Source organism: Roseomonas elaeocarpi, assembly GCF_042433915.1.
GTDB lineage: Bacteria > Pseudomonadota > Alphaproteobacteria > Acetobacterales > Acetobacteraceae > Roseomonas > Roseomonas elaeocarpi.
The window spans coordinates 439,991-466,109 of record NZ_JBHLUN010000002.1 but is presented as its reverse complement, the minus strand read 5'-3'; the positions used below and the strand labels follow the sequence as shown (position 1 = coordinate 466,109).

Annotated in this window: 24 protein-coding genes; 3 read left to right on the top strand and 21 right to left on the bottom strand. The window is 70.8% G+C overall.

Annotation, left to right across the window (positions count from 1 at the left end; genetic code table 11):
- Positions 1–2: 2 nt before the first annotated feature.
- The 9 genes from nusA to ACFFGY_RS03790 all read right to left on the bottom strand — a co-directional run bounded on the left by nusA (position 3) and on the right by ACFFGY_RS03790 (position 8,532).
- Entirely contained in the window at positions 3–1,601 is a 1,599-nt protein-coding gene (gene nusA / locus ACFFGY_RS03830; protein ID WP_377043063.1) for a transcription termination factor NusA, read from the bottom strand.
- A 4-nt stretch (positions 1,602–1,605) separates the two neighbouring features.
- Positions 1,606–2,250 (bottom strand): ribosome maturation factor RimP, encoded by a 645-nt coding sequence (rimP, locus tag ACFFGY_RS03825; protein ID WP_377043062.1) that lies wholly within the window; start codon positions 2,248–2,250, stop codon positions 1,606–1,608.
- A gap of 142 nt (positions 2,251–2,392) precedes the next feature.
- A complete protein-coding gene (locus tag ACFFGY_RS03820) occupies positions 2,393–3,229 on the bottom strand; it encodes a sugar phosphate isomerase/epimerase family protein (RefSeq protein WP_377043061.1) in 837 nt (278 codons plus the stop codon).
- 79 nt (positions 3,230–3,308) lie between these two features.
- The gene (aroQ, locus tag ACFFGY_RS03815) at positions 3,309–3,839 is read right to left on the bottom strand and encodes a type II 3-dehydroquinate dehydratase (protein WP_377043060.1); all 531 of its coding nucleotides are present in this window, start codon (positions 3,837–3,839) and stop codon (positions 3,309–3,311) included.
- A gap of 154 nt (positions 3,840–3,993) precedes the next feature.
- The gene (gene trmB / locus ACFFGY_RS03810; protein WP_377043059.1) at positions 3,994–4,767 is read right to left on the bottom strand and encodes a tRNA (guanine(46)-N(7))-methyltransferase TrmB; all 774 of its coding nucleotides are present in this window, start codon (positions 4,765–4,767) and stop codon (positions 3,994–3,996) included.
- A 97-nt stretch (positions 4,768–4,864) separates the two neighbouring features.
- Complete coding sequence (gene metK, locus ACFFGY_RS03805) at positions 4,865–6,052, bottom strand: methionine adenosyltransferase (protein ID WP_377043058.1); 1,188 nt, start codon at positions 6,050–6,052, stop codon at positions 4,865–4,867.
- A 344-nt stretch (positions 6,053–6,396) separates the two neighbouring features.
- Positions 6,397–6,918 carry a cysteine dioxygenase family protein gene (locus ACFFGY_RS03800; protein WP_377043056.1) on the bottom strand — a complete coding sequence of 174 codons (522 nt, stop codon included), beginning with the start codon at positions 6,916–6,918 and terminating at the stop codon, positions 6,397–6,399.
- A 453-nt stretch (positions 6,919–7,371) separates the two neighbouring features.
- Positions 7,372–7,860, bottom strand: coding sequence for an Lrp/AsnC family transcriptional regulator (locus tag ACFFGY_RS03795; RefSeq protein ID WP_377043055.1), 489 nt, complete (start codon positions 7,858–7,860; stop codon positions 7,372–7,374).
- A gap of 9 nt (positions 7,861–7,869) precedes the next feature.
- Positions 7,870–8,532 carry a hypothetical protein gene (locus ACFFGY_RS03790; RefSeq protein WP_377043054.1) on the bottom strand — a complete coding sequence of 221 codons (663 nt, stop codon included), beginning with the start codon at positions 8,530–8,532 and terminating at the stop codon, positions 7,870–7,872.
- Between the two features lie 99 nt (positions 8,533–8,631).
- Here ACFFGY_RS03790 and ACFFGY_RS03785 point away from each other — a divergent pair, with 99 nt between their 5' ends.
- On the top strand, positions 8,632–9,462 hold the full coding sequence (locus ACFFGY_RS03785) for an aldo/keto reductase (RefSeq protein ID WP_377043053.1): 831 nt from the start codon (positions 8,632–8,634) through the stop codon (positions 9,460–9,462).
- A 218-nt stretch (positions 9,463–9,680) separates the two neighbouring features.
- Here ACFFGY_RS03785 and ACFFGY_RS03780 read toward each other — a convergent pair whose 3' ends face one another.
- The 6 genes from ACFFGY_RS03780 to ACFFGY_RS03755 all read right to left on the bottom strand — a co-directional run bounded on the left by ACFFGY_RS03780 (position 9,681) and on the right by ACFFGY_RS03755 (position 17,083).
- Positions 9,681–10,301 (bottom strand): 2-dehydro-3-deoxy-6-phosphogalactonate aldolase, encoded by a 621-nt coding sequence (locus ACFFGY_RS03780; RefSeq protein WP_377043052.1) that lies wholly within the window; start codon positions 10,299–10,301, stop codon positions 9,681–9,683.
- Positions 10,301–11,230 carry a 2-dehydro-3-deoxygalactonokinase gene (locus tag ACFFGY_RS03775; protein WP_377043051.1) on the bottom strand — a complete coding sequence of 310 codons (930 nt, stop codon included), beginning with the start codon at positions 11,228–11,230 and terminating at the stop codon, positions 10,301–10,303. Before ACFFGY_RS03775 ends, ACFFGY_RS03780 begins: the two co-directional genes overlap by 1 nt.
- Positions 11,231–11,464: 234 nt before the next feature.
- The gene (locus ACFFGY_RS03770) at positions 11,465–12,262 is read right to left on the bottom strand and encodes a GDSL-type esterase/lipase family protein (RefSeq protein ID WP_377043050.1); all 798 of its coding nucleotides are present in this window, start codon (positions 12,260–12,262) and stop codon (positions 11,465–11,467) included.
- Positions 12,259–13,782, bottom strand: coding sequence for a SpoVR family protein (locus ACFFGY_RS03765; RefSeq protein ID WP_377043049.1), 1,524 nt, complete (start codon positions 13,780–13,782; stop codon positions 12,259–12,261). The genes ACFFGY_RS03770 and ACFFGY_RS03765 overlap by 4 nt, the downstream gene beginning before the upstream one ends.
- 14 nt (positions 13,783–13,796) lie before the next feature.
- Positions 13,797–15,101, bottom strand: a complete 1,305-nt coding sequence (locus ACFFGY_RS03760) for a YeaH/YhbH family protein (protein ID WP_377043048.1) — start codon at positions 15,099–15,101, stop codon at positions 13,797–13,799.
- Between the two features lie 35 nt (positions 15,102–15,136).
- Positions 15,137–17,083, bottom strand: a complete 1,947-nt coding sequence (locus ACFFGY_RS03755) for a PrkA family serine protein kinase (RefSeq protein ID WP_377043047.1) — start codon at positions 17,081–17,083, stop codon at positions 15,137–15,139.
- Positions 17,084–17,634: 551 nt separating this feature from the next.
- Between ACFFGY_RS03755 and ACFFGY_RS03750 the strand changes: the two genes are divergently transcribed.
- Entirely contained in the window at positions 17,635–18,867 is a 1,233-nt protein-coding gene (locus tag ACFFGY_RS03750; RefSeq protein WP_377043046.1) for an aminopeptidase, read from the top strand.
- Positions 18,868–19,255: 388 nt separating this feature from the next.
- Here the strand turns inward: ACFFGY_RS03750 and ACFFGY_RS03745 are convergent, their stop codons facing one another.
- From ACFFGY_RS03745 to ACFFGY_RS03735, 3 genes are all read right to left on the bottom strand, one after another.
- Complete coding sequence (locus tag ACFFGY_RS03745) at positions 19,256–19,804, bottom strand: septal ring lytic transglycosylase RlpA family protein (protein ID WP_377043045.1); 549 nt, start codon at positions 19,802–19,804, stop codon at positions 19,256–19,258.
- Between the two features lie 292 nt (positions 19,805–20,096).
- Positions 20,097–21,794 carry a peptide chain release factor 3 gene (locus tag ACFFGY_RS03740; RefSeq protein ID WP_377043044.1) on the bottom strand — a complete coding sequence of 566 codons (1,698 nt, stop codon included), beginning with the start codon at positions 21,792–21,794 and terminating at the stop codon, positions 20,097–20,099.
- A gap of 409 nt (positions 21,795–22,203) precedes the next feature.
- Positions 22,204–22,677, bottom strand: coding sequence for a DUF1203 domain-containing protein (locus ACFFGY_RS03735; protein ID WP_377043043.1), 474 nt, complete (start codon positions 22,675–22,677; stop codon positions 22,204–22,206).
- Positions 22,678–22,810: 133 nt separating this feature from the next.
- Between ACFFGY_RS03735 and ACFFGY_RS03730 the strand changes: the two genes are divergently transcribed.
- On the top strand, positions 22,811–23,359 hold the full coding sequence (locus ACFFGY_RS03730) for a GNAT family N-acetyltransferase (RefSeq protein ID WP_377043042.1): 549 nt from the start codon (positions 22,811–22,813) through the stop codon (positions 23,357–23,359).
- A gap of 17 nt (positions 23,360–23,376) precedes the next feature.
- On the opposite strand, the gene ACFFGY_RS03725 is transcribed toward ACFFGY_RS03730, so the two are convergent.
- From ACFFGY_RS03725 to ACFFGY_RS03715, 3 genes are all read right to left on the bottom strand, one after another.
- Positions 23,377–24,396 (bottom strand): YihY/virulence factor BrkB family protein, encoded by a 1,020-nt coding sequence (locus ACFFGY_RS03725; RefSeq protein WP_377043041.1) that lies wholly within the window; start codon positions 24,394–24,396, stop codon positions 23,377–23,379.
- Between the two features lie 246 nt (positions 24,397–24,642).
- Positions 24,643–24,885: a DUF2171 domain-containing protein gene (locus ACFFGY_RS03720; RefSeq protein WP_377043040.1), complete on the bottom strand. Its 243-nt coding sequence runs from the start codon at positions 24,883–24,885 to the stop codon at positions 24,643–24,645.
- Positions 24,886–25,148: 263 nt separating this feature from the next.
- Positions 25,149–26,066 carry a LysR family transcriptional regulator gene (locus ACFFGY_RS03715; protein WP_377043039.1) on the bottom strand — a complete coding sequence of 306 codons (918 nt, stop codon included), beginning with the start codon at positions 26,064–26,066 and terminating at the stop codon, positions 25,149–25,151.
- Positions 26,067–26,119: the final 53 nt, after the last annotated feature.

Here is a 26,119-nt window from a genome sequence, read left to right as displayed (position 1 = left end):
CATCATGGTGCGGTACGGGAAGCGTTGTCTGTCTCCTCACTGGATGCCTCGCCGGCGTCGGCCGGGGCTGCATCGGCAGCCTCGCCCTCCTCGCCGTCGAACCAGTGCTGGCGGGCCGCCATGATGATGGCGTTGGCGGTTTCCTCGTCGACGCTGCCTTCGCCGAGGATGTCGATCAGCTCGTCGGACGCGAGGTCGCCCAGGTCGTCGAGCGTCTTGATGCCCTTCTCGCCGAGCGTGACCAGGGTGGCGGGGCTGAACCCGCCGACCTCGGCCACGGCATCGTCGACGCCCAGCGCGCGGCGCTTCTCGTCGAGCTCGTTGTCGCGGCGCTCGAGCCACTCCATGCCGCGGCGCTTGAGCTCCTGCGCCACGCTCTCGTCGAAGCCCTCGATCTCCGCCAGCTCCTCGTCGGCGGTGTCGACGATCTCCTCGATCGAGGTGAAGCCCTCGGTCACCAGCAGGCCGGCGATCACGTCGTCCACGTCGAGGCCCTCGACGAACAGGCCGGTGTTCTTGCGGAACTCCTCCTGCCGGCGCTCGCTTTCCTCGGCCTCGGTCTGGATGTCCACGTCGAAGCGGGTCAGCTGCGAGGCGAGGCGGACGTTCTGGCCGCGACGCCCGATGGCAAGCGAAAGCTGGTCATCGGGCACCACCACTTCAACCCGGCGACCCTCGTCGTCGAGCACGACCTTGGTCACCTCAGCGGGCGCCAGGGCGTTCACCAGGAAGGTGGCGGGGTCCTGCGACCAGGGGATGATGTCGATGCGCTCGCCCTGCAGCTCCGCCACCACGGCCTGCACGCGCGAACCGCGCATGCCGACGCAGGCGCCGACCGGGTCGATGGAGCTGTCGCGCGAGATCACCGCCATCTTGGCGCGCGAGCCCGGGTCGCGGGCCACCGCCTTGATCTCGATGATGCCGTCGTAGATCTCGGGCACTTCCTGCGCGAAGAGCTTCGCCAGGAAGCCCGGATGCGTGCGGCTCAGGAAGATCTGCGGGCCGCGGGTTTCCTCGCGCACGTCGTAGATATAGGCGCGCACCCGGTCACCGTTGCGGAAGGCCTCGCGCGGGATGGTCTCGTCGCGGCGCAGCAGCGCCTCGGCGCGGCCGAGATCCACCATCAGGTTGCCGTACTCGGTGCGCTTGACGACGCCGTTGATGATCTCGCCGACGCGGTCCTTGTACTCGTCGAACTGCTTCTTGCGCTCGACCTCGCGCACGCGCTGCACGATCACCTGCTTGGCGGTCTGAGCGGCGATGCGGCCGAAGTCGATCGGGGGCAGGGGGTCGACGATGAACTCGCCGGCCGAGATGCCGGGGCGGAACTTCAGCGCGATCCGCAAGGGGATCTGCGTTTCCTCGTTCTCGACGGCGTCCGCGTCGACCACCTCGGTCCAGCGGCTCAGCTTCACCTCGCCCGAGCGGCGGTCGATGGTGGCGCGGATGTCCTTCTCGGCGCCGTACTTCGCACGGCCCGCCTTCTGGATGGCCTGCTCCATCGCTTCGAGCACCTCGTCGCGCTCGATCATCTTCTCGCGCGCGACGGCGTCGGCAACCTGCAGCAGTTCCGGGCGAAGGACGGAGGCGTCCAGGGCCATGGCGTCAGTTCCTCTTCGCGTAAGGCTTCGCCCCGGGGGCGGTGTCCGGCCCGGCATCGGCCTCCCCGGCCTCCTCCGCGCCCGAGCCGCCCTCGGGGGCATTCACCGCCGTGGCGGCGATCAGTTCGTCGGTCAGCACCAGCTTGGCGCGGCGGATGGTGTCGCGCTGAAGCGTCACCTCGCCGCCTTCTTCCAACCTTAGCACCACGGCCGCGTCGTCGGCGCTGAGGATCTTGCCCTTCCAGCGGCGGCGGCCCTCGATCGGCAGCAGCATCTCCACCGTGGCCAGGTGGCCCGCGAAGCGGACCCAGTCCTTGGTGCGCGTCAGCGGCCGGTCGATGCCGGCGGACGACACTTCAAGGTTCCATTCCCCGGTGAAGGGGTCCTCCACGTCCAGCACGGCGCCGGCGGCGTGGGAGATCGCCTCGCAATCCTCGACGCCGATCAGCGCGCCATCGGCCCGGTCGGCCATGATCTGCACCGTCGGCGTCCGCGTGCCGCTCACCTGCACCCGCACCAGCTCGTAGCCCATGCTGGTCAGCACCGGCTCGATGGCGCGCGCCAGCCGTGCCTCCAGACCTCCGGCGAGGTCGAGGTTCTCCGGCGCCTCGTCGGCGTCGTCGCGGTCGGTGTCGTCAGGATTTGGCAATAAAAAAAGGCGGCCCGCGAAGGCCACCCCCCTGATCTCGGCGGATTGTCAACGCGCTTCATGTAGGATGCCCGTTTCCCGATCGCAAGGGCAAAGCACGCCCGGCCCGGCCTTCCTGAGGTGCGAGGGCACAGGGCGCGCTTCAGAAGCCCAGCCGCCGCAGCGAGGCCATGGCATCGCGCGCCACCACTGCCGGATCGGCCGCCGAGAGCCGGTCGTTGAACACCTCGATCCCCACCGGCCCGGCATAGCCGCCGCCCCGCAGCACCTCCGCCAGCGCCCGCACCGGCAGGCAGCCCTCGCCCGGAAGGAGCCGGGCGTGGCGCCCCTGCTGCATGTACGCCTCCGCGGTGAGGTCGCGTTCCCCCGGCCGCAGGGCACTGTCAGCCAGCTGCACGAGGAAGATGCGCTCCGCCGGGATGGCCGCGACCTCTTCCACCGGACGGTCGCGCAGCAGCAGGTGAAAGCTGTCCACCACCAGTCCCAGGTTGGGCCGGTTCACCCGCGCCAACAGCGCCGCCGCCTCGGGCAGGGTCGAGACCCAGCGGCTCCAGGCCATGGGCTCGTAGGCGACGCGCAGCTCGCGCTGTCCGGCCGCCGCGGCGATCCAGTCCAGGTCCTCGGCAATCCGCGCCAGGCTGCCGCCGGCGTGCTCGTCGAAGCTGGCAGAGACCACCAGCATCGGCGCCCCGACCTCCGCCATCCGTTCCAGCAGTTCCAGCGCCTCGGCCCGCTTCGCCGCGCGTTGCGTCGTGCCGTCGAAGTTCAGCAGCACCTGATAATCGGTGACCTGCATCCCCAGCCCGCGCAGCACGCCGCGCGCCCCGGCCGGGCCGCCGAGTTCGCCGGTCACGTCGCGGTCCCAGAGCTCCACCGCGTCGAAGCCCGCCTCGTGCGCGGCGCGCAGCTTGCCTTCGGCGGAACCGCCCAGGATCACGGTGTTCAGGAAGAGCTGTTGCCGTGGGGTGCTGCCGGTCATCGCCGTGTCCTCCGGTGAAGCGTCGCTTCAGGCGTTTCGCCGGGGGAAAGGCCGGCCCGTCGCCACCCGACCGTCGGCGTCACTGTTTGTGTTCGAGCAGTTGCGCCACCCGTTCCAGCGCCAGCGCGTAGCCCTGGATGCCCAGCCCATCCACGACGCCGGTCGCGGCCTGGGCGACGTAGTCGGTGTGGCGGAAGGACTCGCGGTGGAAGGTGTTGGTGATGTGCACCTCGAACTTCGGCATGTCGCAGGCTTCCAGCGCATCCATCACCGCCACCGAGGTATGGGCATAGGCGGCGGGGTTGATGACGATGGCCGCGGCTCCGCTGCGTGCCTCGTGAATCCAGTCCACCAGCTGCCCTTCCGAGTTGGTATGGCGGAACACGATCTCCAGCCGCAGCCGGGCCGCCGCGTCGCGGCACAGCTTTTCCACGTCGGCCAGCGTCCGGTGGCCGTAAAGCTCCGGCTGGCGCTGTCCCAGGAGGTCGAGATTGGGCCCGTTCAGCACGAACACGGTCCGCCCTGGTGCCGCCCCGGCCGGGCGGGGCAGCAGCGACGCGCCCGCGAGCAGGAGGGCGGACCCGAGAAGGTGGCGGCGACGGAGGGGCATGGGATCATTCCTGTGGCTGCAGGAACGTTTCTTCTCGCCGGGTGCCGCGTTCTTGCGAGCGGCCTGGTTCCGCCAGCCGCGGAACGCGGGCTCAACGCCGGGCGAAACCGGGATGTTGCGTCGCGGGGCGGAACGACCGGCCCCGCCGCGGCGCTCAGCGGCGGCGCCAGATCCAGTAGCGCGGGTGCCGTCCCTCGCGGTGCGCCTTGGCCTCGTAGCGCGTGGGCGGCCAGCCTTCCGGGCGCTCCCACACGTCCAGCACCGGCTCGAACAGTTCCTGCGCCGCGAAGACCTCCTCGACCCAGGCTTGGTAGATCGGGTGGTCGCTGGCCATGCGCCATTCCCCGCCCGGCCGCAGCACCCGCGCCACCAGCGGGATCGCCGCCGGGTGGACGAAGCGGCGCTTGGCATGCCGCGCCTTGGGCCAGGGGTCGGGAAACATCAGGTAGAGCCGCGTCAGCCCGCCCTCGGGCAGCGCCGCCAGCAGGTGCCGGGCGTCGCGCGTCCAAAGCCGCAGGTTCGGCAGCGCAGGGGCGGTGGCTTCCTCGCCATCCGGCACGAGGCGCGACAGCAGCGCGCAGATGCCGTTCTCGAAGACTTCGGAGGCGATCAGCCCGACATCCGGGTTGGCGCGCGCCAGCGCCTCGGCATGCTCGCCGCCGCCGAAGCCGACCTCGGCCCAGACCTCGCCGACCGGCTTCGCGAACAGGGCAGGGGGATCGCCCAGCCCCGCCGGATCGGCCGAGAAGCGCGGCGCCGCGTCTTCCAGCAGCCGTTCCTGCCGCGGGCGCAGCGGGTGGCCGCGCCTGCGGCCGTACAGCCGGTTCGGCACGCCCTCCACCGGGCCGGGGCCGTGCGGCCCGGCCTTCGGTGGCGCCTCGCCCTGTTGTGCCAGGCCCGGGGACACGTCCGCATCCCCGTGGCTCATCGGGCTGCCGGACGCCTGCGCCCCCGACAGCTCGTTCCTGGCCGGGCCACCGGGGGCGGCCCCGTGCCCGGTGCCCCCTCCGGCGCCCGTGCTCATCTCAGCGGCCGAAGGCGCGCTTGAGGTCGGCGGCGAGGTCGGTCCGCTCCCAGGTGAAGGTGCCCCGCTCCTCGTCCGGCGTGCGGCCGAAATGGCCGTAGGCCGAGGTCGGCACGTAGATCGGCCGGTTGAGGTGCAGGTGCTCGCGGATGCCGCGCGGCGACAGGTTGACCATCTCGTTGACCACCTTGGCCAGCTTGGTCTCGTCCACGTCGCGGCCCGTGCCGTGCAGGTCGAAATAGACCGACAGCGGCTTGCTCACGCCGATGGCGTAGGAGACCTGGATGGTGCAACGGTCAGCGAGACCGGCGGCCACCACGTTCTTGGCGAGGTAGCGGCAGGCATAAGCGGCCGAGCGGTCCACCTTGGTGGGATCCTTGCCCGAGAAGGCGCCGCCGCCGTGCGGGGCCGCACCGCCGTAGGTGTCCACGATGATCTTGCGCCCCGTCAGGCCGCAGTCGCCGTCCGGGCCGCCGATGATGAAGGTGCCGGTCGGGTTGACGTAGATCTCGTCATCGCCCGGCATCCAGCCCTCAGGCAGGGTCGAGGCGATCAGCGGCTTGAGCATCGCCTTGATGGCGGCCTGGTCCAGGCCTTCCTGGTGCTGCGTCGACACCACCACCGAGGTCGCGCCCACCGGCTTGCCGTCGACGTAGCGCAGCGTGACCTGCGACTTGGCGTCGGGCAGCAGCCCCGCCACGGACTTGTCGTTGTTGCGGCGCAGCTCGTTGATGCGGCGCAGGATCAGGTGCGCGTAGTACAGCGGCGCCGGCATCAGCTCGGGCGTCTCGGTGCAGGCGAAGCCGAACATGATGCCCTGGTCGCCGGCACCCTCGTCCTTGTTGCCCGCGGCATCGACGCCCTGCGCGATGTGGGCGGACTGCGCATGGAGGTGGCACTCGACATGCGCGTTCTTCCAGGAGAAGCCTTCCTGGTCGTAGCCGATATCCTCCACCGCGAGGCGGGCGAGGTGCATCAGGTATTCCGGCGTCACCGTGCCGGGACCGCGGGTCTCGCCGGCCAGGATGATGCGGTTGGTGGTGACCAGCGTTTCGCAGGCCACCCGGGAATACGGGTCGGCCGTCAGGTACGCGTCGAGCACGGTATCGCTGATGCGATCCGCGACCTTGTCGGGGTGGCCTTCCGAAACGGATTCGGAGGTAAACAGGTACTCGCCCTTGTCGCGCATGGCGTGGATTCGTCCTCTTGTCGCGATGTGGTTGCACGGCGCCACCCCGGCACGCCGGCGGGCCGGGCGTGTTTCGCAACTGCGGCAGGGGGGGTCAACACCGCAGGGCCGCCCGGTCTCGGCCGCCTGCCCCGCGCCCGGTGCAGGACGCGCCGGGGAACCCGGCGCCTGGAAAGGGGCAAGGGGTTGGCGCGGCCGCGTGCCGGACGGGCCCCGACGGACCGGGGCGCAGCCCTTCGGGCGGACCACGGGGCGGGATGCCAGCGAGCCGGACGATGCCAGCCGGACCTCCACCAGCCCGGGCGTCACCCGCCCGGGCGCTGCTTCCTCAAACCTCGGTCAGCTCAGGCCGCGTAAACCTGGTTCACGCCCTCGCCGAACCGCTCGAAACCCACGCCGTAGCAGTGGATCGACACCGCCTCGGTGCAGCCGAGATTGGCCAGCCGGTGTGCGCAACGCGGATCGGCCCCGCCGTGGCTCAGCGCGCCTGGGCGGCGCAGCGCCGTCGCGGTGGTGACCGGCTCGGCGGTCTCGTGCGCCACGTCGAAGAAGCTTTCGGTCAGCGTGCCGGCATGAACGCCCAGCGCGCACCAGGTGCGGTGAGCGTGGATCGGGCTCATCTGCCCCGGCCGCCACACCAGCGCCACCACCGCGTAGCCGCCCGCCGGGTCGGAATGCAGCAGGTGGCGCACGTAGCGCTCGGCCGAGCCTGGCAGGTCGCGGCCGATCAGCAGCTGCGCGTCGTGCAGGTGCGCGCCGATCGCCTCGGCCACCGCCGCCGGCCGCGCCGCCAGCGGTGCCCGGACCGCCAGCGCCACCTCGGCCAGCAGCGTGTCGAGCGTGGTACGGGGCGGGCGGATGAGCATGGGGGCGGGTCCGTGTCTGCGCTGGCCCGAACCCCGCTGCGAGGGCGTCGGCCTTGGCGCGAGACTAGGAAGCCCGGAGCGCGAGGTGTTTCCCGGTTTGAGCCGAAGACGGCGTCCGGGCGAACATCCATTCCGCTTTCAGCCAGCAATCGGGATTGATTTTGCTCCTCCATCGCGACGTCGGAACGTGGATGCTGTGAAACCAGGCCGTGGCGTAAACCCGTTCCAGTCAGGATTCGCGCTGCCCGTGGGTTCGGTCCTGACGCCTCGCGCATGGCAGGAGCGCCGCCGGCTTGGCTCGCCACCGCAGATGGGAAGGCACTCGGCCCTGGCCACGGACCACCCAGCCACGGACCACCCGGCCTCGGACGACCTGGCCTCAGGGGCCCCAGTTTCAGGGCCCCCGGTCTCAGGGAGCCCCGCCTCGAGGGACCTGCTTCAGGGGGAGGGGCCTCAGGAGCCCTGCTCCTCCTTCCCTCCGGCATAGCCCAGTGGCACCTCGGTGGTGCTCTTGAGCTCCTCCATGGCGAACATCGAGGTCACGTCGGTCAGGTCGATCCCGGCGATCAGCCGCTTGTACACCCCGTCATAGGCGGCGATGTCGGGCACCACGGCGCGCAGGAGGTAGTCGATCTCGCCGCTCATCCGGTGGAAGTCCACGATCTCGGGGATGTCGGCGATGACGCGGCGGAAGCGCTCCAGCCACTCCGCATTGTGCTGGCTGGTGCGGATGGCGATGAACACCGTCACCCCGACGTTCAGCTTGGCACGGTCCAGCAACGCCACGCGCTTGCGGATCACCCCCGACTGCTCGAGCTTCTGGATGCGCCGCCAGCAGGGCGTGGCCGACATCCCCGCCAGCTCCGCCACCCGCGCCACCGGCAGCGTGGCGTCGCGCTGGAGAACCGCCAGGATGCGCCGGTCGAACTCGTCGATCGCCATCGGCCGCGCTCAGCCGTTCAGGAAGCGCAGCAGCCGGCCCAGGAGGTTGCGCAGGTCGAACCCCGCGCCGGCGCCCGCCTCGTCCTGCGGCGACCGGGCGCGCCAGCGCGCCACCGCCTCACCCGTGTCGCGCAGCCGCAGCTCGGTGGGCGCCACCCCGTCGGACTCGCCCGGCACCAGCCCCACGATCCGCACCAGCGCCCGGTCGGCGGCCGCCAGCTCCGCCGCCGCGCGGGGGGAGTCCTCGTCGTGCGGGGCGCAGACCACGGAGCGGCCTTCCAGCGCGCAGGGCATCTCGAACAGCTTATTCGGCGGAAAGCGCAGCTGCGCCGTGCCGGTAAAGGCCAGCAGCCCGCGCCCGATCCCTTCCAGCGTCAGGTCGCGCGCCGTGACCGCGGGCACCGCGCGATCGCCCCGGCGCAGCACCTCCAGCGTCAGCGCCGACTGTCCCAACGTCGCCGGCACCGCCGGCTGCCGCAGCATGAGGCGGCAGGTCCTGCGGTCGGTCATCGGGTCGGCGGTGCAGCTGAGCAGCCAGGAGCCGATCTCCTCCATCGCGTGCTCGACGTCGCGCCCCGCGCTGCCGCCCGGCAACTGCGCCGCCGCTGCGCCGCTTAACACAGGCAACAACGGCAGCAGGATCGCGAGCGGGGCGAGACGGGACGGAAGCATGGGCGCTGATGTAGCGCAGCCCCCACGGCTTCGCCACGAGAAGCGCCGGTGCCGCCGCGACGCCGGATCCTGCTGCGGCCGAAGCTGAGGAGGGCCCGCATGAGAACACTCGACCTCGCCGACGGCACCGCCGTTCCGGTGCTGGGCCAGGGCACCTGGCACATGGGCGAGCGCGGCGCGGACCGCGCGGCGGAAGCGCGGGCGCTGCGGCTGGGGCTCGATCTCGGCCTCGCGCTGATCGACACCGCCGAGATGTACGCCTCGGGCGGTGCCGAGGAGGTGGTGGCCACCGCCATCGAGGGCCGCCGCGACGAGGTCTTCCTGGTCAGCAAGGTGTATCCGCAGAACGCCTCGCCCGCGCGCATGGCCGCGGCCTGCGAGGCGAGCCTGCGGCGCCTCCGCACCGATCGGATCGAACTCTACCTCCTCCACTGGCGCGGCAGCGTGCCCCTGCGCGACACGGTGGCGGGCTTCGAGCAGCTGCGCGCGGCGGGCAAGATCCTCCGCTGGGGGGTGAGCAACCTCGACGTCGACGACCTGGAGGAACTCGGCCCCGCGCTGGCGGACTGCGCCACCGACCAGGTGCTCTACAATCTCGAGGCGCGTGGCGTGGAGTTCGACCTGCTGCCCTTCTGCGCGGCGCGGCGGATGCCGGTGATGGCCTATTCGCCGGTGGGGCAGGGCGGCGCGCTGCTGCATGACCCGGCGTTGCTGCGGGTGGCCGGGCGCCACGGCGTGTCCGCGGCGCGCGTGGCGCTGGCCTGGGCGCTGCGGCAGCCGGGCGTGATCGCCATCCCGAAGGCCGGCGACCCCGAGCACCTGCGCGACAACGCCCTGGCAGCGGAACTCCGATTGGAGGAAGCGGACCTGCGCGAACTCGACGCCGCCTTTCCACCGCCGCGCCACAAGCGGCGGCTGGAGATGCTGTAGTCCGGAAAGGGGAGGGCGCGCCGTTCGCGTGCCGCCGCGGCAAAATCCCTTGGGTGAAATCCCCTGGGTAAAATCCTCCGGATGAAATTCCCTGGGCAGACTCCAGGGACAGACTTCAGAAGGCAGACCACTGGAACAGGCCACCGGGCGAGGCCGGGGCACGCCGGCTCAGCCCGGCCGAAACGGGCGGCCCCCGCTGCCCGCCCGGTTCCCGGCGGTTAGGCCCGCGCCGCCGCCACGAAGCGCGCGGCGCTGGCTGCCACCTCCGCCGGCGTCATGCCCGGCTTGAACAGTGCCGAGCCGATGCCGAAGGAGTTCGCCCCGGCGGCGCGGAAGCCTGCCATGTTGTCGGGCGTGATGCCGCCCACCGGGCAAAGATTCGCCTCGCGCGGCAGCACCGCCCGCATCGCCTTGACCACGGCCGGCGGCATCATCTCGGCCGGAAACAGCTTCACCACGTCCGCGCCCGCGGCCAGCGCCGCGAAGGCTTCCGTCACCGTGCCCACGCCCGGCGCCGAGGCCATGGCGCTGCTCTTGGTGGCCTTGATCACGCCCGCGTCGAAGTTGGGCGACACGATCAGCTTGGCGCCCGTCATCGCCACGTCGGCCACCGCGCGCGCGTCCAGCACCGTGCCGGCGCCCACCACCATGCGGCCCTCGAAGTGCCGCACCAGGGCGGCGATGCTCCGCAACGGCTCGGGCGAGTTCAGCGGCACTTCCAGCACCCGGAACCCGGCCTCGAACAGCACGTCGCCCACCGCGATCGCTTCCTCGGGGCGCAGGCCCCGCAGGATCGCGATCAGTGGCATCTCGCGCAGGGCATCCTCGAAACGCAGCATCACGCCATTCCTTCCATCTCTGCCGCGACCCGCAGGCAGCCGCGCAACGCGGCGTCCTCCGGCCCGGGCTCGGGCCTGAGGCCCATCATCTCCGCCACCAGGGCGTAGCGCCGGGCCAGCGCCGCACCGCCGATCACGCCCACCGCCTCGCCAGGGGCGAACCAGCCCATGTCGCGCGCCTCGCGGAACTCCGCGCCGATCACCAGGCCCGACAGGTAGTCCCCCATCTCCGCCGCCCGCAGCCCCCCCGAAAGCCAGCCGGCGCGCACCGTGAAGAGACGCGCCAGCAGCCCGCCCTCGCCCGCCAGCGCCACCTCGACGCCGCGCCGGAAGGCGGCCTCGTCGGGCTCCGCCGGCGCTTCCGCCCCGCGCGCGATAAAGGCGTGCTGCGAGAGCAGGGCGAAGAGCTCCCCGGTCGCGAAGGTGCGGAAGCGCCGGATCCGTTCGCCGCCGACCCGCACCCATTTGCTGTGCGTGCCGGGCAGCACCACCGCCATGTCGCGCTCGAGGCCGAAGCCCAGGAGCTGCGTTTCCTCGCCCCGCATCACGTCCGGGAAGGGCTCAACCGCGGTGTCGGTGCAGCCGGGGATGAAGCGGATCGTGCCCAGTTCCGGCACCTCTTCCCGCCGCACCGCCGCGGCCAGCTCCCTGGCGCCCGCGGGAAGGGCGACGTAGGGCGCCTCCACCCAGCCGTTGCGGCTGCCGATCATGCCGGCGGCCAGGATCGGCAAGCCGCGCGCCCGGTCGCCCCAGGGCTCCAGCGCCCGGCGCAGCACGGCGGCGAAGTCGCGGTCCGCCACGGTGGCGATGCCATCCCCGGTGTCCACCCGCTCCAGCACCCGGCCGTCGCCGTCCACCAGCATGGCGCGGAAGCTGCTGGTGCCCCAGTCGAGCACGATCCGCCGCCCGTCGTCGCCGCGATCCGCCATTGCCGTTTCTCCACTCCCTGCGGTCCGGCCCGCCGGCGCCGTTCCGGCCACTCGCCTGCCCGGCCGCCGCGGCATCGAACCGGCCGCGGCTGCATGACGAGCCGGAAAACGCGGCGCGCACAAGGGGCCCTGACGCGAGACCCGGCACATATGGAGCCGCGCCAGCGAAGGGTCCGGGGGAAGCCCCATGCCGGAGCCACGCCGTCTCGCCCACGCCGGGGCGCCCGGCGCGTTCTAGGGCCTGGGCGCCGCCGCAACCGCCGCCGTCAGCGCCTCGTAGCCGGCGCGCGACAGGTGCAGCCGGTCGGGAACGAAATCCTCCGGCCGGTCCGCCAGCGCCTCCAGCCCCGCCACCGGCGCCGCGTGGGGGATGCGCGCCAGCATGTCCCCGAACAGCGCGTTGAACGCCGCGCGGTCGGCGGCGCGGAAGCCGCCCGCCTCGCCGCGCGGCATCACCGGCACGGCGGTGATCGCCGCCTCGGGCCAGAGCACCCGCAGCCGCGTCAGCACCGCTTCCGCCCCCGCCGCCATGGCGCAGGGCTTGTCGCCCGCGCCGAGATTGTTGGTGCCGAGCAGCAGGATCACCCGGCGCGGCTGCAGCATGGCCCATTTCGCCGGCTGCAGCCGCCACAGCACGTGCTGGAAGCGGTCGCCGCCGATGCCCAGGTTGAGCACCCGGTCGGTTCCCGCGGCCTGCCGCAGCAGGTCGGGTGGCCAGCCCTGCACGATGGAGTCCCCGATCGCCACCACCTCCACCGCCCCGGGCGCCCGCAGCCGCTCGGCTTCCGCCAGGAGGTCGAGGTGCCGCTTGAGGGCAGGGGCGCTGGTGGGCGGCGCGGGCGTGGTGGGCACCTGAAGGTCGTAGCTCATGCAGCGCAGCCGCGGGTCGGCCGGGCCGGGGCCGGTCTCCGCCCGGGGCTGCGCCCCGACGGGCCGCTGCCCCCAGGCCGGCGCCATCCCGGCCGGCAGCACCACGGCAGAGGCGCTGACGAGCATCGCGGCCGCCGCCCGCACCAGCTTCCCGGCCTTCAAACCCGCAGCGGCCCCGCGACGTGGGTCGCCAGCACCGCCTCGGTCGCGCTGTCGACCTCCTGCAGCCGGACCTCGTAGCCCCACAGGTTCGCCAGGTAGCGCAGCGTCTGCTCCGCATCCTTCTTGTTCAGAAGCTTTCCCGACTTCGTGCGGTGTTCCAGCATCAGTCGCCGGTCACCGGCCAGGTCCACGTCCACCACCTGCACGTCGGCGGTGTGCTCGCCGGGGTCGTAGGTGCGGGCCAGCGAGCGCCGGATCTCGCGATAGCCCGGGTCGTCATGGATCGCGTCCACCAGCAGGAAGGGCTCGGTGGTGTCGTCGCGCAGGCGGAACAGCTTGAACTGCCGCATCACCGCGGGCGACAGGAACTGGTGGATGAAGCTTTCGTCGCGGTAGTTCGCCCAGGCGTGGCGCAGCGTGCCGATCGGGTCGCCGTTGCCGGCGATATCGGGGAACCAGCGCCGGTCCTCCTCGGTGGGCTCGCGGCACATGCGCTCGATGTCGCTCATCATGGCATAGCCCAGCGCGTAGGGGTTGAAGTCGCCCCCCGCCGGATGGTCGAAGCCCGGCTGCATCACGACGTTGCTGGTGGAATGCAGCACCTCCAGGAAGGCTGCGTCGTCGATCTGCCCGGTCTCGTGCAGCCGCGTCATGATGCGCTGGTGCACCCAGGTGGCGCAGCCCTCGTTCATCACCTTGGCCTGGGGCTGCGGCAGGAAGTACTGCGCGATCAGTCGCACGATGCGGATGATCTCGCGCTCCCAGCTCTGCAGCCGCGGCGAGGTCTTTTCCAGGAAGTAGAGCAGGTTCTCCTCCGGCAGCCCCAGCCGCCGGCGCCGCTCCACCACCGGGTCGACGCCGGTGGCCGTCTTGCCGGTGGGCACGGTGCGCCACAGGTCGTTGAACATCCGCTCGTCATGTTCGCGCCGCTCGCGCTGGCGCTTTTCCTCGGTCTCGAGGTTCAGCTGCCGCGTGCCGCCGTGGCGGTGGACGCCGTGGTGCGACAGGGAATGTGCCGCGTCCAGCACGCGCTCCACCGCCGCCACGCCGTAGCGGTCCTCGCAGCGGCCGACGAAGGCGCGGGCGAATTCCAGGTAGTCGAGGATCGCCGAAGCCTCGGTCCATTGCCGGAACAGGTAGTTGTTGCGGAAGAAGTGGTTGTGGCCGAAGGCGGCGTGGGCGATCACCAGCGCCTGCATCGTGGCGGTGTTGCCCTCCATCAGGTAGGAGATGCAGGGGTTGGAGTTGATCACCACCTCGTAGGCCAGGCTGGTATAGCCCTTGCGGTAGCTGGTCTCGTGCTGGAGGAACCGCTTGCCGTAAGACCAGTGGCGATAGGTCAGCGGCATCCCGTGCGCGGTGTAGATGTCGAGCATCTGTTCCGCGGTGATCACCTCGATGCGGTTGGGGTAGACCTCCAGCCCCAGCTCCTCCTCCGCGATGCGCTCGATCGCGTCGTAGGACCGGCGCAGCGTCGCGAAGTCCCAGTCATTGCCGGTGAACAGCAGCTCGGCACCCATGGGCGATCTCCCCCTCAGCCCGCCGCAGTGGCGGGCCGCTTGCCGAACAGGTCGCGGAACACCGGGAAGATGTCGCGCCGCTCGCCCACGCGCCGCATCTGCAGCTGCGGCACCCGCTCCGCCACCGGGGCGTAGCCGCGCCACAGGTCGCTCTCGCCCCGGATCAGCGCGCCGGAGCCGCCGACCTCGATATAGGCGAAATACTGCACGATCGGCAGGATCTCGCCTTCCAGCAGCCCCACGGTGCGCGCGGTATCACCGGAGTAGTTGTCCCCGTCCGAAGCCTGCGCCGCGTAGATGTTCCAGGCATCCGCCGGGTAGCGTTCCCGCTGGATGCGCAGAAGCTCCGCCAGCGCCGAGGACACCACCGTGCCACCGGTGCGCGGGTCGGTGAAGAAGGTCTTCTCGTCCACCTCCTCCGCCTGCTCGGTGTGGCGGATGAAGACGAGGTCGACGCGCTGGTAGCGCCGCTCCAGGAAGACGTGGAGGAGCAGGAAGAACCGCTTGGCCAGGTCCTTCATCGCCTCGGTCATGGAGCCCGACACGTCCATGAGGCAGAACATCACCGCCCGCGCCGATGGCTTGGGCACCGGGCTGAAGCGGCGGTAGCGCAGGTCCACCGGATCGACCCAGGCGATGCGCCCGAGGCGCCGCAGCATGTTGGCCAGCTCCTCGCGCAGGATGCTCAACCGCTCGGCATTGTCGCCGCCGGCCCCCTCCAGCGCCTCGATCTCGGCCTCCAGCGCCCGGATCTCGTCGGTTTTGGGGCGCCGGAGACCGATGCGCCGCGCCATCGACTGGCGCATGGTGCGCCCCATGTCGAGCGCGGAAGGGGCGCCGTCGGTGCTGATGCCGGTGCGCATCGGCGTCACGGTTTCCGTGTCCACCACCTGCGACTTCACCAGGTCCGGCAGCTCCAGGTCCTCGAAGAAGAGCTCCAGGAACTCGTCGCGGCTGAGCACGAAGCGGAAGTTGTCCTCCGACTGCCCGTCGCCGTTTCCGGCCCCCGAGCCGGCGCCGCCCTCGCCGCCGGCGCCACCGGGCGGGCGCTTGATGCGGTCGCCCACCGAGAACTCGCGGTTGCCACCCAGCACCAGCTCCCGCGTGCCGGAGGTGAAGGTGGTGTGGAAGAACGGCTCATGCAGGGTTCCGGCCGGGATGGTGACCACCTCGCCCTCCTTGCCGACCTCGCGCAGCGTGCCGCCATCCACCGCCTCGCGCACCGCGCGCACCACGGCGGACCGGGCTCGCGACAGCACGCGGCGCCGGTTCTCCAGGTTCTTGCCGTGCGGGTTGGGCCGCCGATCAATGATGTCCAAGTCGCGCCGCCCCCTCTCTCCCGTGTTCCTTTCCTTCAGGCCGACTGCTTGACGCGCATGTACCACTCCACCAGCCGACGCACCTGCCGCTCGGTATAGCCGCGCGACACCATGCGCTCCACGAAGTCGTTGTGCTTGCGCTCGGTGTCGCCGTCCTTCTTGGAGCCGAAGGAGATCACCGGCAGCAGGTCCTCGACCTGGGAGAACATGCGCTTCTCGATCACGTCGCGGATCTTCTCGTAGGAGGTCCAGGACGGGTTGCGGCCGCCGTTCTGCGCCCGCGTGCGCAGCGCGAACTTCACCACCTCGTTGCGGAAGTCCTTGGGGTTGGCGATGCCTGCCGGCTTCTCGATCTTGGTCAGCTCGGCGTTCAGCAGCTCGCGGTTCATCATCTGCCCCGTGTCCGGGTCCTTGAAGTCCTGGTCCTCGATCCAGGCATCGGCGTAGTCGAGGTAGCGGTCGAACAGGTTCTGGCCGTAGTCGTGGTAACTCTCGAGATAGGCCTTCTGGATCTCGTTGCCGATGAACTCGGCGTAGCGCGAGGCCAGCTCCGACTTGATGGTGGTGAGGTAGTTCTGCTCCACCTCGGCCGGGAACTGCTCGCGCTTGATGGTGTTTTCCAGCACGTACATCAGGTGCACCGGATCGGCCGCGATCTCGGTCGGGTCATGGTTGAAGGTGGCCGAAAGCACCTTGTAGGCGAAACGGGTCGAGATCCCGTCCATGCCCTCGTCCACGCCGGCGGCGTCGCGGTATTCCTGCATGGTCTTCACCTTGGGATCGGTCTCGCGCAGGTTCTCGCCGTCGTAGACCCGCATCTTGGTGAAGGGCCGGGAATTGGCGTGGGGCTTGAGGCGCGACAGCACCGCGAAGCGTGCCAGCATTTCCAGCGTGTGCGGCGCCAGCGGCGCTTCCGTCAGCGCCGAGCCGCTGATCAGCTTCTCGTAGATCCTGGTTTCTTCCGTCACCCGCAGGCAGTAGGGCACCTTCACCACGTTCACGCGGTCCAGGAAGGCCTCGTTGGTGCGGTTGTTGCGGAAGCTCTGCCACTCCGCCTCGTTGGAATGCGCCAGGATGATGCCGTTGAACGGGATCGCGCCGATGTTCTCGGTGCCGAGGTAGTTGCTTTCCTGCGTCGCGGTGAGAAGCGGGTGCAGCATCTTGATCGGCGCCTTGAACATCTCGACGAATTCCAGGAGGCCCTGGTTCGCCCGGTTCAGCCCGCCGGAAAAACCATAAGCATCCGGGTCGTTCTGCGAGAACATTTCCAGCTTGCGGATGTCGACCTTGCCGACCAGCGCCGAGATGTCTTGGTTGTTGTCGTCGCCAGGCTCGGTCTTGGCGATCGCGATCTGCTTCAGCCGCGACGGGTAGAGCTTCACCACCCGGAAGCGCTGCAGGTCGCCGCCGAACTCTTCCAGCCGCTTCAGCGCCCAGGGGCTGGCCAGCCCCGACAGGTAGCGCCGCGGCACGCCGTAGCGGCGCTCCAGCACCTCGGCCATGGTGGTGGGGTCGAACAGGCCGAGCGGGCTCTCGAACACCGGGCTGAGGTCGCGCCCGGCCTTGAGCACGTAGATCGGCTCGCTTTCCATCAGCGCCTTGAGCCGTTCGCCCAGCGACGACTTGCCGCCGCCCACCGGTCCCAGCAGGTAGAGGATCTGCTTGCGCTCCTCCAACCCCTGGGCCGCGTGGCGGAAGAAGGCGACGATGCGCTCCACCGTCTCCTCCATGCCGTAGAACTCGGAGAAGGCGGGGTAGACGCGGATGGTGCGGTTCATGAACACGCGCCCCAGGCGCGCGTCCTTCGCGGTGTCCACCGTTTCCGGCTCGCCGATCGCTTTGAGCATCCGTTCGGCCGGCGAGGCGTAGCAGCCGCTGTCGTCGCGGCAGGCTTCCAGGAACTCGGCCAGGCTCATCTCTTCTTCGCGGCGGCCTTCGCGCAGCGAGGTGTGGAGCGTGAAGATGTCATCGAGCGGAGCCATGGAAACCTCACGAGTGAGTGGTGGCGGGGTGCTGATGCGTCGTAACTGCCGGCTGAAGGTGAAAGGTCGCTGGACTGATCAAACCCCGGTCTTAAGGAAAGCAGATGCGCCCGGGCGGGAGGTCGCTGCAATAACAAGAGAAGATCGTGTGCCGCCTCGTCTCGCGAAGCGGGTGAAACAAGAAATTACAGCATCGAATTGCGAAAGAGCGGATGCGCCCAGCCTGGAAGCGTAGTGGCCCTGCCGAGGCGAATTCAAACAGTTTCGACGCGGCGCGGGGCCCGTCCAGACAAGCTGCCGTGACCGATGCTGGCACGACGCGAGGCCGATTCGCTGCACCCCATAACGCCTGGCGTCGGCGCATCGACGCTTCCAGCCGGCCGTGGCACGAAATCCACGCAGAACCTGCCGCTGCTTTGTCCGCTGTGCACCCTTCCGGGCGCCACCCGCCGCTACACGCCTGCGGGAGGATGCCGGGCGACGCACTTGCGGGCGGCGCGCGGGGGCGCTCTTTGGTGACCACGACTCGCGACAAACCGGAGGGCCACCCGATGACCGAACCCCATGACCGCCGCCTCGACCGCCTGGCCGAGGTCGCCGTGCGCGTCGGCCTGGGCCTGCGTGAGGGCCAGGAACTGCTGATGACCGCCCCGGTGGAAGCGCTGCCGCTGGTGCGCCGCATCACCGAACACGCCTACCGCGCCGGCGCTTCGCTCGTGACGACGCTTCTCAGCGACGAGGAAGCGACGCTGATGCGCTTCCGCCACGCGCCCGACGGCGCCTTCGACACCTCCACCCCCTGGCTCTTCGAGGGCATGGGCAAGGCCTATGCCGGCAACGCCGCGCGGCTGGCCATCGCCGGCGAGGACCCGAACCTCCTGGCCGGGCAGGACCCGGACAAGGTGGCGCGCGCCAACCGCGCCCGCTCGAAGGCCTACCTGCCGGCGCTGGAGCGGATCGTGTCCTTCTCGATCAACTGGACCATCGCCTCCTACGCCACGCCCTCCTGGGCCAAGGCCGTCTTCCCCGACCTGCCGGCGGAGGAGGCGCAAGCGAAGCTCTGGGACGCCATCTTCGCCGCCTCCCGCGTGGACGAGGCCGATCCGGTCGCCGCCTGGGCCGCCCACAACGCCGCGCTGCAGGGCCGCACCCGGCACCTCAACGGCAAGCGCTACGCGGCGCTGCGCTTCCGCGGCCCCGGCACCGACCTGCAGGTCGGGCTGGCCGACGGCCATGCCTGGCTGGGCGGGGCGGAGCTCGCCCGCAACGGCATCACCTGCAATCCCAACATCCCGACCGAGGAAGTCTTCACCACCCCGCACGCGCTGCGGGTCGAGGGGCATGTCCGCTCCACCAAGCCGCTCTCCTACGGCGGCACGCTGATCCAGGACATCGCCGTGCGCTTCGAGGACGGCCGCATCGTGGACGCCCAGGCCCGCACCGGCGAGGAAGTGCTCCGCAAGGTCCTCGACACCGACGAAGGTTCCCGCCGCCTGGGCGAGGTCGCGCTGGTGCCGCATTCCTCGCCGATCTCGCGCTCGGGGCTGCTGTTCCTCAACACCCTGTTCGACGAGAACGCCGCCAGCCACATCGCGCTCGGCCAGGCCTACAAGACCTGCTTCACCGACAGCGCGAACCTCACCGACGAGGACTTCGTGCGCCAGGGCGGCAACAAGAGCCTGATCCATATCGACTGGATGATCGGCTCGGCCGAGGTGGACGTGGACGGCATCAGCGCCGACGGCACGGCCGAACCGGTGATGCGCCGCGGCGAGTGGGCCTAGCGCCGTCAGGGCAGCCGGGCGCGGCTCTGTCCTTGGGGGAGAGAAGGAATTCTCTCCCCCAAACCCCCACTCATCTCTTTTCGGGACGCTGCCGCTGGGCAGTGGTCGGGTGGTCGCGGTACGGCGGCCGCCGATGCTGCTGAAAAGGAATTGAGCTTCCTGTCAGCGCGTGCCGCGACGTCCCTCGCTCCGGCTCGATGAGCCGGAGCGCACAGCGTCAGCCACGTTCCCGCGGCAGCGTCTCAAAGAAAGATGAGGGGGAGGGGTCCGGGGAGGGGGAGAATTCTTTCTCCCCTCACCGGGACGACGGACACCAGCCCACCTCAGAACAGGAGCGCACCGCCGCCATCCGAGAAACTCCCGGCTAAGCGGCCGGGGAAAGCGAACTTCAGCCCCGCTCACCCGTCCGCGGGCGCGGCGCGCCGTTGACCGGCACGGCGCGCTGGCCGGCGAGACCGGTGCCCTGGCCCAGGCGGATCGTGCCGTCGGGCTGCGGCACCGCCAGGGGTGCTACCTCGACGCGCGCCCCGGCCGTGGTCATGCCGATCAGCCGCGCGCTGGCGTTGCTCAGGTCGATCAGGTGGTCGATGCCGCGCGGCATCACGTCCTGCACCTGCACCATGGTCACGGTGCCGTTGTCGAGGTTGGTGATCCGCACCGTGGAGCCCACGGGGAGGGTGCTGCTGGCCGCCAGCGGCTCGCCCGGGTCGTATTCCGCCCCGTTGGCCATCTGGTCGCCCGGACGGCGGCCCACCATCAGCCCGGCCTCGCCGCGGCGAAGCTGCCCGGAATGGTCGCCGCCGCGCGGCCCCATCTCCAGCCGGGGACGCGTCATCTCGACCACCGAGCCATCCGGCTGGGCCGACGCCGCCATGGACATGCCGCACAGCAGCAGACTTGCTGCACCGCAGACCAGGATACCCCGAAGCCTCACCATTATCGCCTCCTCAGGCTGATGAGCATAACGCAATTCGAGCCTTCGCGGTGGCTGCTTTCCGCCTCCGTTTCAACATCTTCGCGAGCGTTGCTGCTTTCCGGTCACAGGTCGATGCCACACCCGTGAGCGAGTCGGCCTTTAGGACGCCGGAAACGCCCCGAGGCGGCCCTGAAAGGCCACCTTCAGCCTGTCCGGAAGCACGGCCGCGGTCTTTCCGGACCTTGGTGCGGCACCGATGAGGTGTCAGGGCGGCGCCAGACCTGTGTTCCCGTCGCCACGAAGGCGGTTTCCCTTAGCGCGACTCGGCGGGCGCCAGCCCGTGCTGTTCTCGCACCTCGAGGAAGCGCAGCTCCGGGAAGTCCTCCGCCGCCCGGTTGCGCCGCCAGTCGGAGGAGAAGAAGGCCACCAGCGCGCCGTCATGGTCCTCGGCGATGTCGTGCGGGATGCTCCGGCGGAAGCGCTCCACCGCCGCCTTGTCGTCCGCCGCCACCCAGCGCATCAGCCCCCAGGGCGTCCCTTCGTAGCGCGACTTCACCCCGTATTCCGCGACCAGCCGCGCCGCCAGCACGTCGAGCTGCAGGGCACCCACCACGCCCACCACCGGCGGCGTGCCGTCAAGGGGGCGGAACAGCTGCACCACGCCTTCCTCGGCCAGCTGCTCCAGCGCCGTGCGCAGCTTCTTGCCGGCCATGGCGTCGTCGATCATCACGCGGCGCAGGATTTCCGGTGCGAAGCTCGGCACACCGGAGAAGTTCAGCCCCTCACGCTCCGTCAGCGTGTCGCCAATCCGGAGAATGCCGTGGTTGGCGATGCCCACCACGTCGCCCGGCCAGGCTTCCTCGGCCACCTGCCGGTCCTGCGCGAAGAAGAACAGCGGGGCGTTCACCGGCACCGCCTTGCCGGTGCGCGTCTGCCGCAGCCGCATGCCCTTCTGCAGCCGGCCGGAGCAGATGCGCAGGAAGGCCACGCGGTCGCGGTGGTTGGGGTCCATGTTCGCCTGGATCTTGAACACGAAGCCCGTCAGCTCCGGCTCGGCCGCCGTCACGGTGCGGCTGTCGGCGGGCCGGTCGCGCGGCGGCGGCGCGAACTTCGCCAGGCCCTCCAGCAGGTGGCCGATGCCGAAGTCGCGCAGGGCCGAGCCGAAATACACCGGCGTCATGGTGCCCTCGAGGAAGCGCTCGTGGTCGAAGTCCTGGTAGGCGCCGGCCAGCTCGGCGCTGTCGCGCAGCTCCTGCGCCAGTTCCGGCTTCACCAGCTCATCGAGCTTCGGGTCGTCGAGGCCGCTCAGCCGCACCGCCTTGGACCCTTCGGCCATCAGGTGCAGACCGGGCTCCAGCAGGTCGTAGGTCCCCACGAAGCCGCGCCCCGCGCCCACCGGCCAGGCCACCGGCGCCACGTCCAGGGCCAGGGTCTTCTCGATCTCGTCCAGCAGCTCGAAGACGTCGCGGCTCTCGCGGTCCATCTTGTTGATGAAGGTGATGATCGGGATGTCGCGCAGGCGGCACACCTCGAACAGCTTGCGCGTCTGCGCCTCGATGCCCTTGGCGGCGTCGATCACCATCACCGCCGCGTCGACGGCCGTGAGCGTGCGATAGGTATCCTCCGAGAAGTCCTCGTGGCCCGGCGTGTCGAGCAGGTTGAACACCACCCCGTCGCGCTCGAAGGTCATCACCGAGGTCGCGACCGAGATGCCGCGGTCCTGCTCGATCTTCATCCAGTCCGAGCGCGTGCGCCGCCGGTCGCCCTTGGCCCGCACCTGGCCCGCGAGCTGGATCGCGCCGCCGCGCAGCAGCAGCTTTTCCGTCAACGTGGTCTTGCCGGCGTCCGGGTGGGCGATGATCGCGAAGGCCCGCCGCCGCGCCGCCTCCGTGGCCACGCGCGCCGCGATCTCGCGCCCCGCCTGTTCCCGCTGGCTGGTCTCCGGGCTGGCGGGCACCTCGGCGATCAGAGCGTCGGGACCGAGCGTGGAGGCGGAAACATGCTGGTCCATGGGCGTTTTCCTGCGGCACTGGGCGAGTGAGGGGGGCGACTGAGGGGGGCGATGGGGGCGGAGAGGCAGCGCCGGGCGCGCTTGTAGCCCCTTCCCACACGAAATGGGGAGTGCCCCGCATCGCTGCCAGCCCACGCGCCGGTGTCATGCCGGCGGCGCAACGCCCGCGCGGCTGGGCAGGACGCGGAACCGACGCTGCCGGACATGATGCCGAGGCCTGACACGGCGCCCCCGGGCAGGATGCGCCGACCGCCGGAGGCTGCGCGACCTCGTGGACCTGGCGCGACGCTCCGGCTTGCGGGCAGGATGTGTTCCCGCTTCCCCGGCTGCCCGGCACGGCGAAAGGAACGCCCCTCCCGCACACGAAGGGTCGGGTTCTGCCCGCACAACGCCGCCGCGCTCCCGAAGCTCAGCCGGGCTTTTCCACCCGGGTCAGCAGGCAGCCCGGCCGCGCCGTGTGGATGTTGACGAACGCCGTGTCGGGATGCCGCAGCGCCCGCAACAGCGGGACTTCCGCCATCGCGCCATCGCAAACCTCGCCCAGCGCGTAAAGGCACTGGTCCGCCGCGTCGTAGGCCCGCACGGAGACCAGCGGGTTGCGCAGCACGACCGGTGCCAGCACGTCATCCTGCCGGAACCGCTCGCAGGGCCCGGCGTGGAGAAAGATCGGGCTGGGCGTCCAGTAGATGCCACGCGGCCGCGGCAGGTCGTAGGAGCCCAGGAGCACCTCCTCGCCCTCCGTTGCCAGTTGCAGGCAGTGGCGGCACGGAAAGCCGCTGCCGGAGGCGCGCATCCGCCGCAGGGCGCCCCCGCGGTCGTCGCGCCCTTCACGCCTGAAGCGTTCGGCCACCGTGGTATCGACCGGCACGCACCTGAACATCATCTCCGTAAGCTCCTCCCCGTCCGGATGCCGGGAGGAAACCAGCCGAGGGCAGGGCGGCGCACCCCGTTTCCTGCGGTGCAATCCAAGATCGGCGCCGCTTGCGACCCGCCCGGGCCCGTGCTGCGCTCCACCCATGCCAGGGGATCTCACCTTCCGCCGCGCCTTGCCGCAGGACGCAACGGCGCTGGGCGCCATGCATGTCCGCAGCTGGCAGGAAAGCTACCGGGGGCTCCTGCCGGACGCGGCGCTGGCGGCGCTCGACCCGGTGGAGCGCGCCGAGCGCTGGCGGCGCAACCTGGAAGGTGGCGCGGAGGCGCTGCTGGCCCTGTCCGGCGGGGAGATCCTGGGCTTCGTGGGCTGGGGCAGGGCGCGTGACGAGGCGCTCGGCGGGGGCGGCGAGATCTACGGCCTTTACGTGCTCGCGCGCGCCCAGCGGCGCGGGGTGGGAAGCCGCCTGCTGACGCAGGGCGCCGCCGCGCTGGCAGAAGGGGGCTTCTCGGGCTTCAGCCTCTGGGTCTTCGCCGGAAACGCGCGGGCCCGGCAGTTCTACGCGGCCATGGGCGGCCGGCCGGGCCTGCGGAAGACCATTTCACGCGATGGCTGGTCGCTGGAGGAGATCGCCTACAGCTGGGACGGACCGCCGGCCCGGGCCGGTGCGGCGCCCCGCGGCACGGCCGCCTGAGGCGGGGCGAAACGCCCTCAGGCGACTTCCTCGCGCAGGGCGGTTTCTTGGGTGGTGCGGGCCTGTTCGGCTTCGCCGGGGGAGAGCACCCGCCGGCCGAGTTCGCCGGTGACGCTGCCCAGGCAGCCCTCCTCCGGCTTCTCGTCGGGCGCCATCTCGCCCAGCTCCTTCTGCTGGATGTGGCCGCCGCTCGTGTGGCGGGCGTAAACCTTCACGCACTCGGCGCCGAACAGGAAGATCAGCGTGGAATAGTAGATCCACAGCAGCACCACGAAGACGGTGCCCGCCGCGCCGTAGGACGAGGCAACGCCGGCCTGGCTCATGTAAAGGCTGATGCCGTAGCGCCCGACCAGCAGCAGCGCCGCCGTCACCAGCGCCCCCACCGCGATCTCGCCCCAGCTCAGCCAGCGGTTCGGCAGCACGCGGAACAGCACGCCCACCGCCAGCGCCAGCATGGTGAAGGACAGCCCGAAATTGGCGAGGTCCACCAGCAGCTGCGTGTTGGGCAGCATGCCCAGGTAGACCTTCACCTTTTCCAGCACCGCGTTGGCGATCAGCAGCGTGATCAGCAGGAAGCCCACCGCGCCGACCAGCAGCAGCCCCATCAGCCGCGTGCGGATCGTGGCCCACCAGGTGGAGGCCGCCGGCGGCACCTGCAGGATGTCGTTCAACGAGGACTCGACCGCCCCGAACATGCCCGAGGAGGTGACCAGGATGCCCACGAGGCTGATCGTTGTCGCCACCAGGCCCGAGCCGAAATGGCTGGCCGAGTTCAGCATGGAGGCGATCAGCTCCGCCGCCTGCGTCCCGACCACCAGCTCCGTCTGCTCGGCGACCTCGGCCTGCGCGCGCTCGGTGCCGAAGACGTAGCCGGCGATGGCCACCGCGATCACCAGGATCGGGGCGAGCGAGAAGATCGCGTAATAGGCGATCGCCGCCCCGCGCAGCATCGCGTTGTCCTCGACGAAGGCCATCACGCTCTCGCTGGTCAGTCGCCCGAAGCGCCGCAGCACCCGCAATCCGGTTCTCCATCGCACCACACCAGTTCCGGCAAGTGAGGGGCACTTCCCGGAGTTGGAAGGCAGGGCGCTCCGCTCCGCGAGCGAATGTGACATTTCGGCCGCCCCGGGGACGATCATGGCGTCACCCCGCGATGCCCGGCGACCACCCTTGGCGCCAAGCGCGAAGGCATCCGCGACGCGCAGCAACGAAAGCCCGGCGGGTTTCCCCACCGGGCTTCCGGGCACGCGTTCCGGGGCGCCGCGAGGGCGCCCACGGGATGCTCAGTTCGCGGCGTCGGTTTCCCAGAACTGCGGCGCCAGCTCCGCCTTGAAGGAGGCGCGGGCCTTGCCGCCATCCACGTCCTCGATCAGCGAGAGCGGCAGGTAGTGGTGCTTGCCGCCCGCGCCGCTGTCGTTCTTGGTCAGCTTGATGCGGTTGCCATCGACGTGGTCGACGGTGCCGATATGGCCGCCATCGGCGCCGATGATCTCCATGTGCTCCTTGATCGCGCTCACATCCGCCATGAACAGCTCTCCTCTGGTGTCGTGAGGGGGTAACGCCGCTGCCGGGCGGCGGATGCGTGGCCGCCGGGCTGCGCGCGCAGCGGTGAGGTTCCGCATCCCGTTCCGGTGGCTCCCGGCCGGCAGCCAGGATCGGCAGGCCGGCCGCCCGGGTCCGTCCCGCAACCATCGCCCGGGCGCTGCCGCGTCGCGCCCACGGGCGCGGTGCCCTTCTGCCGCCGGAGGGCTGTTGCCCCGCCGGTCCGCGCGTCTCCGGACGCGCGCGGTCAATGGCCGCCGTCGCCCTCCGGCTCGCTTCGCAGCGCTTCGCTCATCAACCCGGCCACGTGCATCACCACCGCATCCTCCGCGCGGCGCTCGTGCCAGGCGAGATCCAGCCGGAAACCCTGGACCGGCAGCGGCAGCGGCCGCACCGCGAAACCCGCCTCCGCCGGAACGCAGCGCGACGGAAGCATGGCCAGGAGGTCCGACCGGGCCAGCAGCGGGGCGACCAGGAGGAAGCTCGGCACCACGACGCCCACCTGCCGCGACAGGCCGCGCGCCGCCAACAGGGCGTCCAGCGGCGTTTCCGTCGCGCCATGGCCGGACACCACGACGTGCGGATGGTTGAGCCATTGCGCGAGGTCGAAACCCGCCGCCGCCGGATGGTCCGCCCGCATGGCGACCAGGTAGTGCTCCTCCAGCAGCAGGCGTCCGCGCAGGGGAGGCTCGAGCGGCGGCAGCACGGACGCGACGAGGTCGACGTCGCCGCGCGACAGCCGGGCCAGCGCATCCGCCGCCCCCGCCCAGGGCAGCAGCGCCAGCGTCACGCCGGGGGCCGTGGCGGTCAGCCGGTTCTGCAGCTCGGGCAGCATTGCGGCGGCAGGGGCGTCCGCGATCAGGATGCGCACCACCTGCCGGGCCTCCGCCAGCGGCGGCGCGGAAAGGTTCAGCACGCCGCGCAACGCCCGCAGCGCCTCGCCCAGCGGTGCCCGCAGCGCCTCGGCCCTGGGAGTCGGGCGCAGAACGCCACCCTCGCGCCTGAGCAGCCGGTCGCCGAACTGGTGGCGGAGGCGGTCCAGCGCGTTGGAGGCGGCGGGCTGCGACAGGCCCAGCCGACGTGCCGCGCGGGTCACGTGCGCTTCCTCCAGCAGGGTTTCCAGGATCACCAGGAGGTTGAGGTCGATCCCGCGCAGGTCATTCATGGGATCGATCATGCCGCATACGAAGGATCAAGTGGAACAATACCGGTCGGCGG

Excerpts from the sequence above, each read along its gene's own strand:
- nusA (WP_377043063.1), bottom strand. The coding sequence starts at position 1,601 with ATGGCCCTGGACGCCTCCGTCCTTCGCCCGGAACTGCTGCAGGTTGCC.
- ACFFGY_RS03820 (WP_377043061.1), bottom strand. The coding sequence starts at position 3,229 with ATGACCGGCAGCACCCCACGGCAACAGCTCTTCCTGAACACCGTGATC.
- aroQ (WP_377043060.1), bottom strand. The coding sequence starts at position 3,839 with ATGCCCCTCCGTCGCCGCCACCTTCTCGGGTCCGCCCTCCTGCTCGCG.
- trmB (WP_377043059.1), bottom strand. The coding sequence starts at position 4,767 with ATGAGCCACGGGGATGCGGACGTGTCCCCGGGCCTGGCACAACAGGGC.
- metK (WP_377043058.1), bottom strand. The coding sequence starts at position 6,052 with ATGCGCGACAAGGGCGAGTACCTGTTTACCTCCGAATCCGTTTCGGAA.
- ACFFGY_RS03800 (WP_377043056.1), bottom strand. The coding sequence starts at position 6,918 with ATGCTCATCCGCCCGCCCCGTACCACGCTCGACACGCTGCTGGCCGAG.
- ACFFGY_RS03795 (WP_377043055.1), bottom strand. The coding sequence starts at position 7,860 with ATGGCGATCGACGAGTTCGACCGGCGCATCCTGGCGGTTCTCCAGCGC.
- ACFFGY_RS03790 (WP_377043054.1), bottom strand. The coding sequence starts at position 8,532 with ATGCTTCCGTCCCGTCTCGCCCCGCTCGCGATCCTGCTGCCGTTGTTG.
- ACFFGY_RS03785 (WP_377043053.1), top strand. The coding sequence starts at position 8,632 with ATGAGAACACTCGACCTCGCCGACGGCACCGCCGTTCCGGTGCTGGGC.
- ACFFGY_RS03780 (WP_377043052.1), bottom strand. The coding sequence starts at position 10,301 with ATGCTGCGTTTCGAGGATGCCCTGCGCGAGATGCCACTGATCGCGATC.
- ACFFGY_RS03775 (WP_377043051.1), bottom strand. The coding sequence starts at position 11,230 with ATGGCGGATCGCGGCGACGACGGGCGGCGGATCGTGCTCGACTGGGGC.
- ACFFGY_RS03765 (WP_377043049.1), bottom strand. The coding sequence starts at position 13,782 with ATGGGTGCCGAGCTGCTGTTCACCGGCAATGACTGGGACTTCGCGACG.
- ACFFGY_RS03755 (WP_377043047.1), bottom strand. The coding sequence starts at position 17,083 with ATGGCTCCGCTCGATGACATCTTCACGCTCCACACCTCGCTGCGCGAA.
- ACFFGY_RS03750 (WP_377043046.1), top strand. The coding sequence starts at position 17,635 with ATGACCGAACCCCATGACCGCCGCCTCGACCGCCTGGCCGAGGTCGCC.
- ACFFGY_RS03745 (WP_377043045.1), bottom strand. The coding sequence starts at position 19,804 with ATGGTGAGGCTTCGGGGTATCCTGGTCTGCGGTGCAGCAAGTCTGCTG.
- ACFFGY_RS03740 (WP_377043044.1), bottom strand. The coding sequence starts at position 21,794 with ATGGACCAGCATGTTTCCGCCTCCACGCTCGGTCCCGACGCTCTGATC.
- ACFFGY_RS03735 (WP_377043043.1), bottom strand. The coding sequence starts at position 22,677 with ATGATGTTCAGGTGCGTGCCGGTCGATACCACGGTGGCCGAACGCTTC.
- ACFFGY_RS03730 (WP_377043042.1), top strand. The coding sequence starts at position 22,811 with ATGCCAGGGGATCTCACCTTCCGCCGCGCCTTGCCGCAGGACGCAACG.
- ACFFGY_RS03720 (WP_377043040.1), bottom strand. The coding sequence starts at position 24,885 with ATGGCGGATGTGAGCGCGATCAAGGAGCACATGGAGATCATCGGCGCC.
- ACFFGY_RS03715 (WP_377043039.1), bottom strand. The coding sequence starts at position 26,066 with ATGAATGACCTGCGCGGGATCGACCTCAACCTCCTGGTGATCCTGGAA.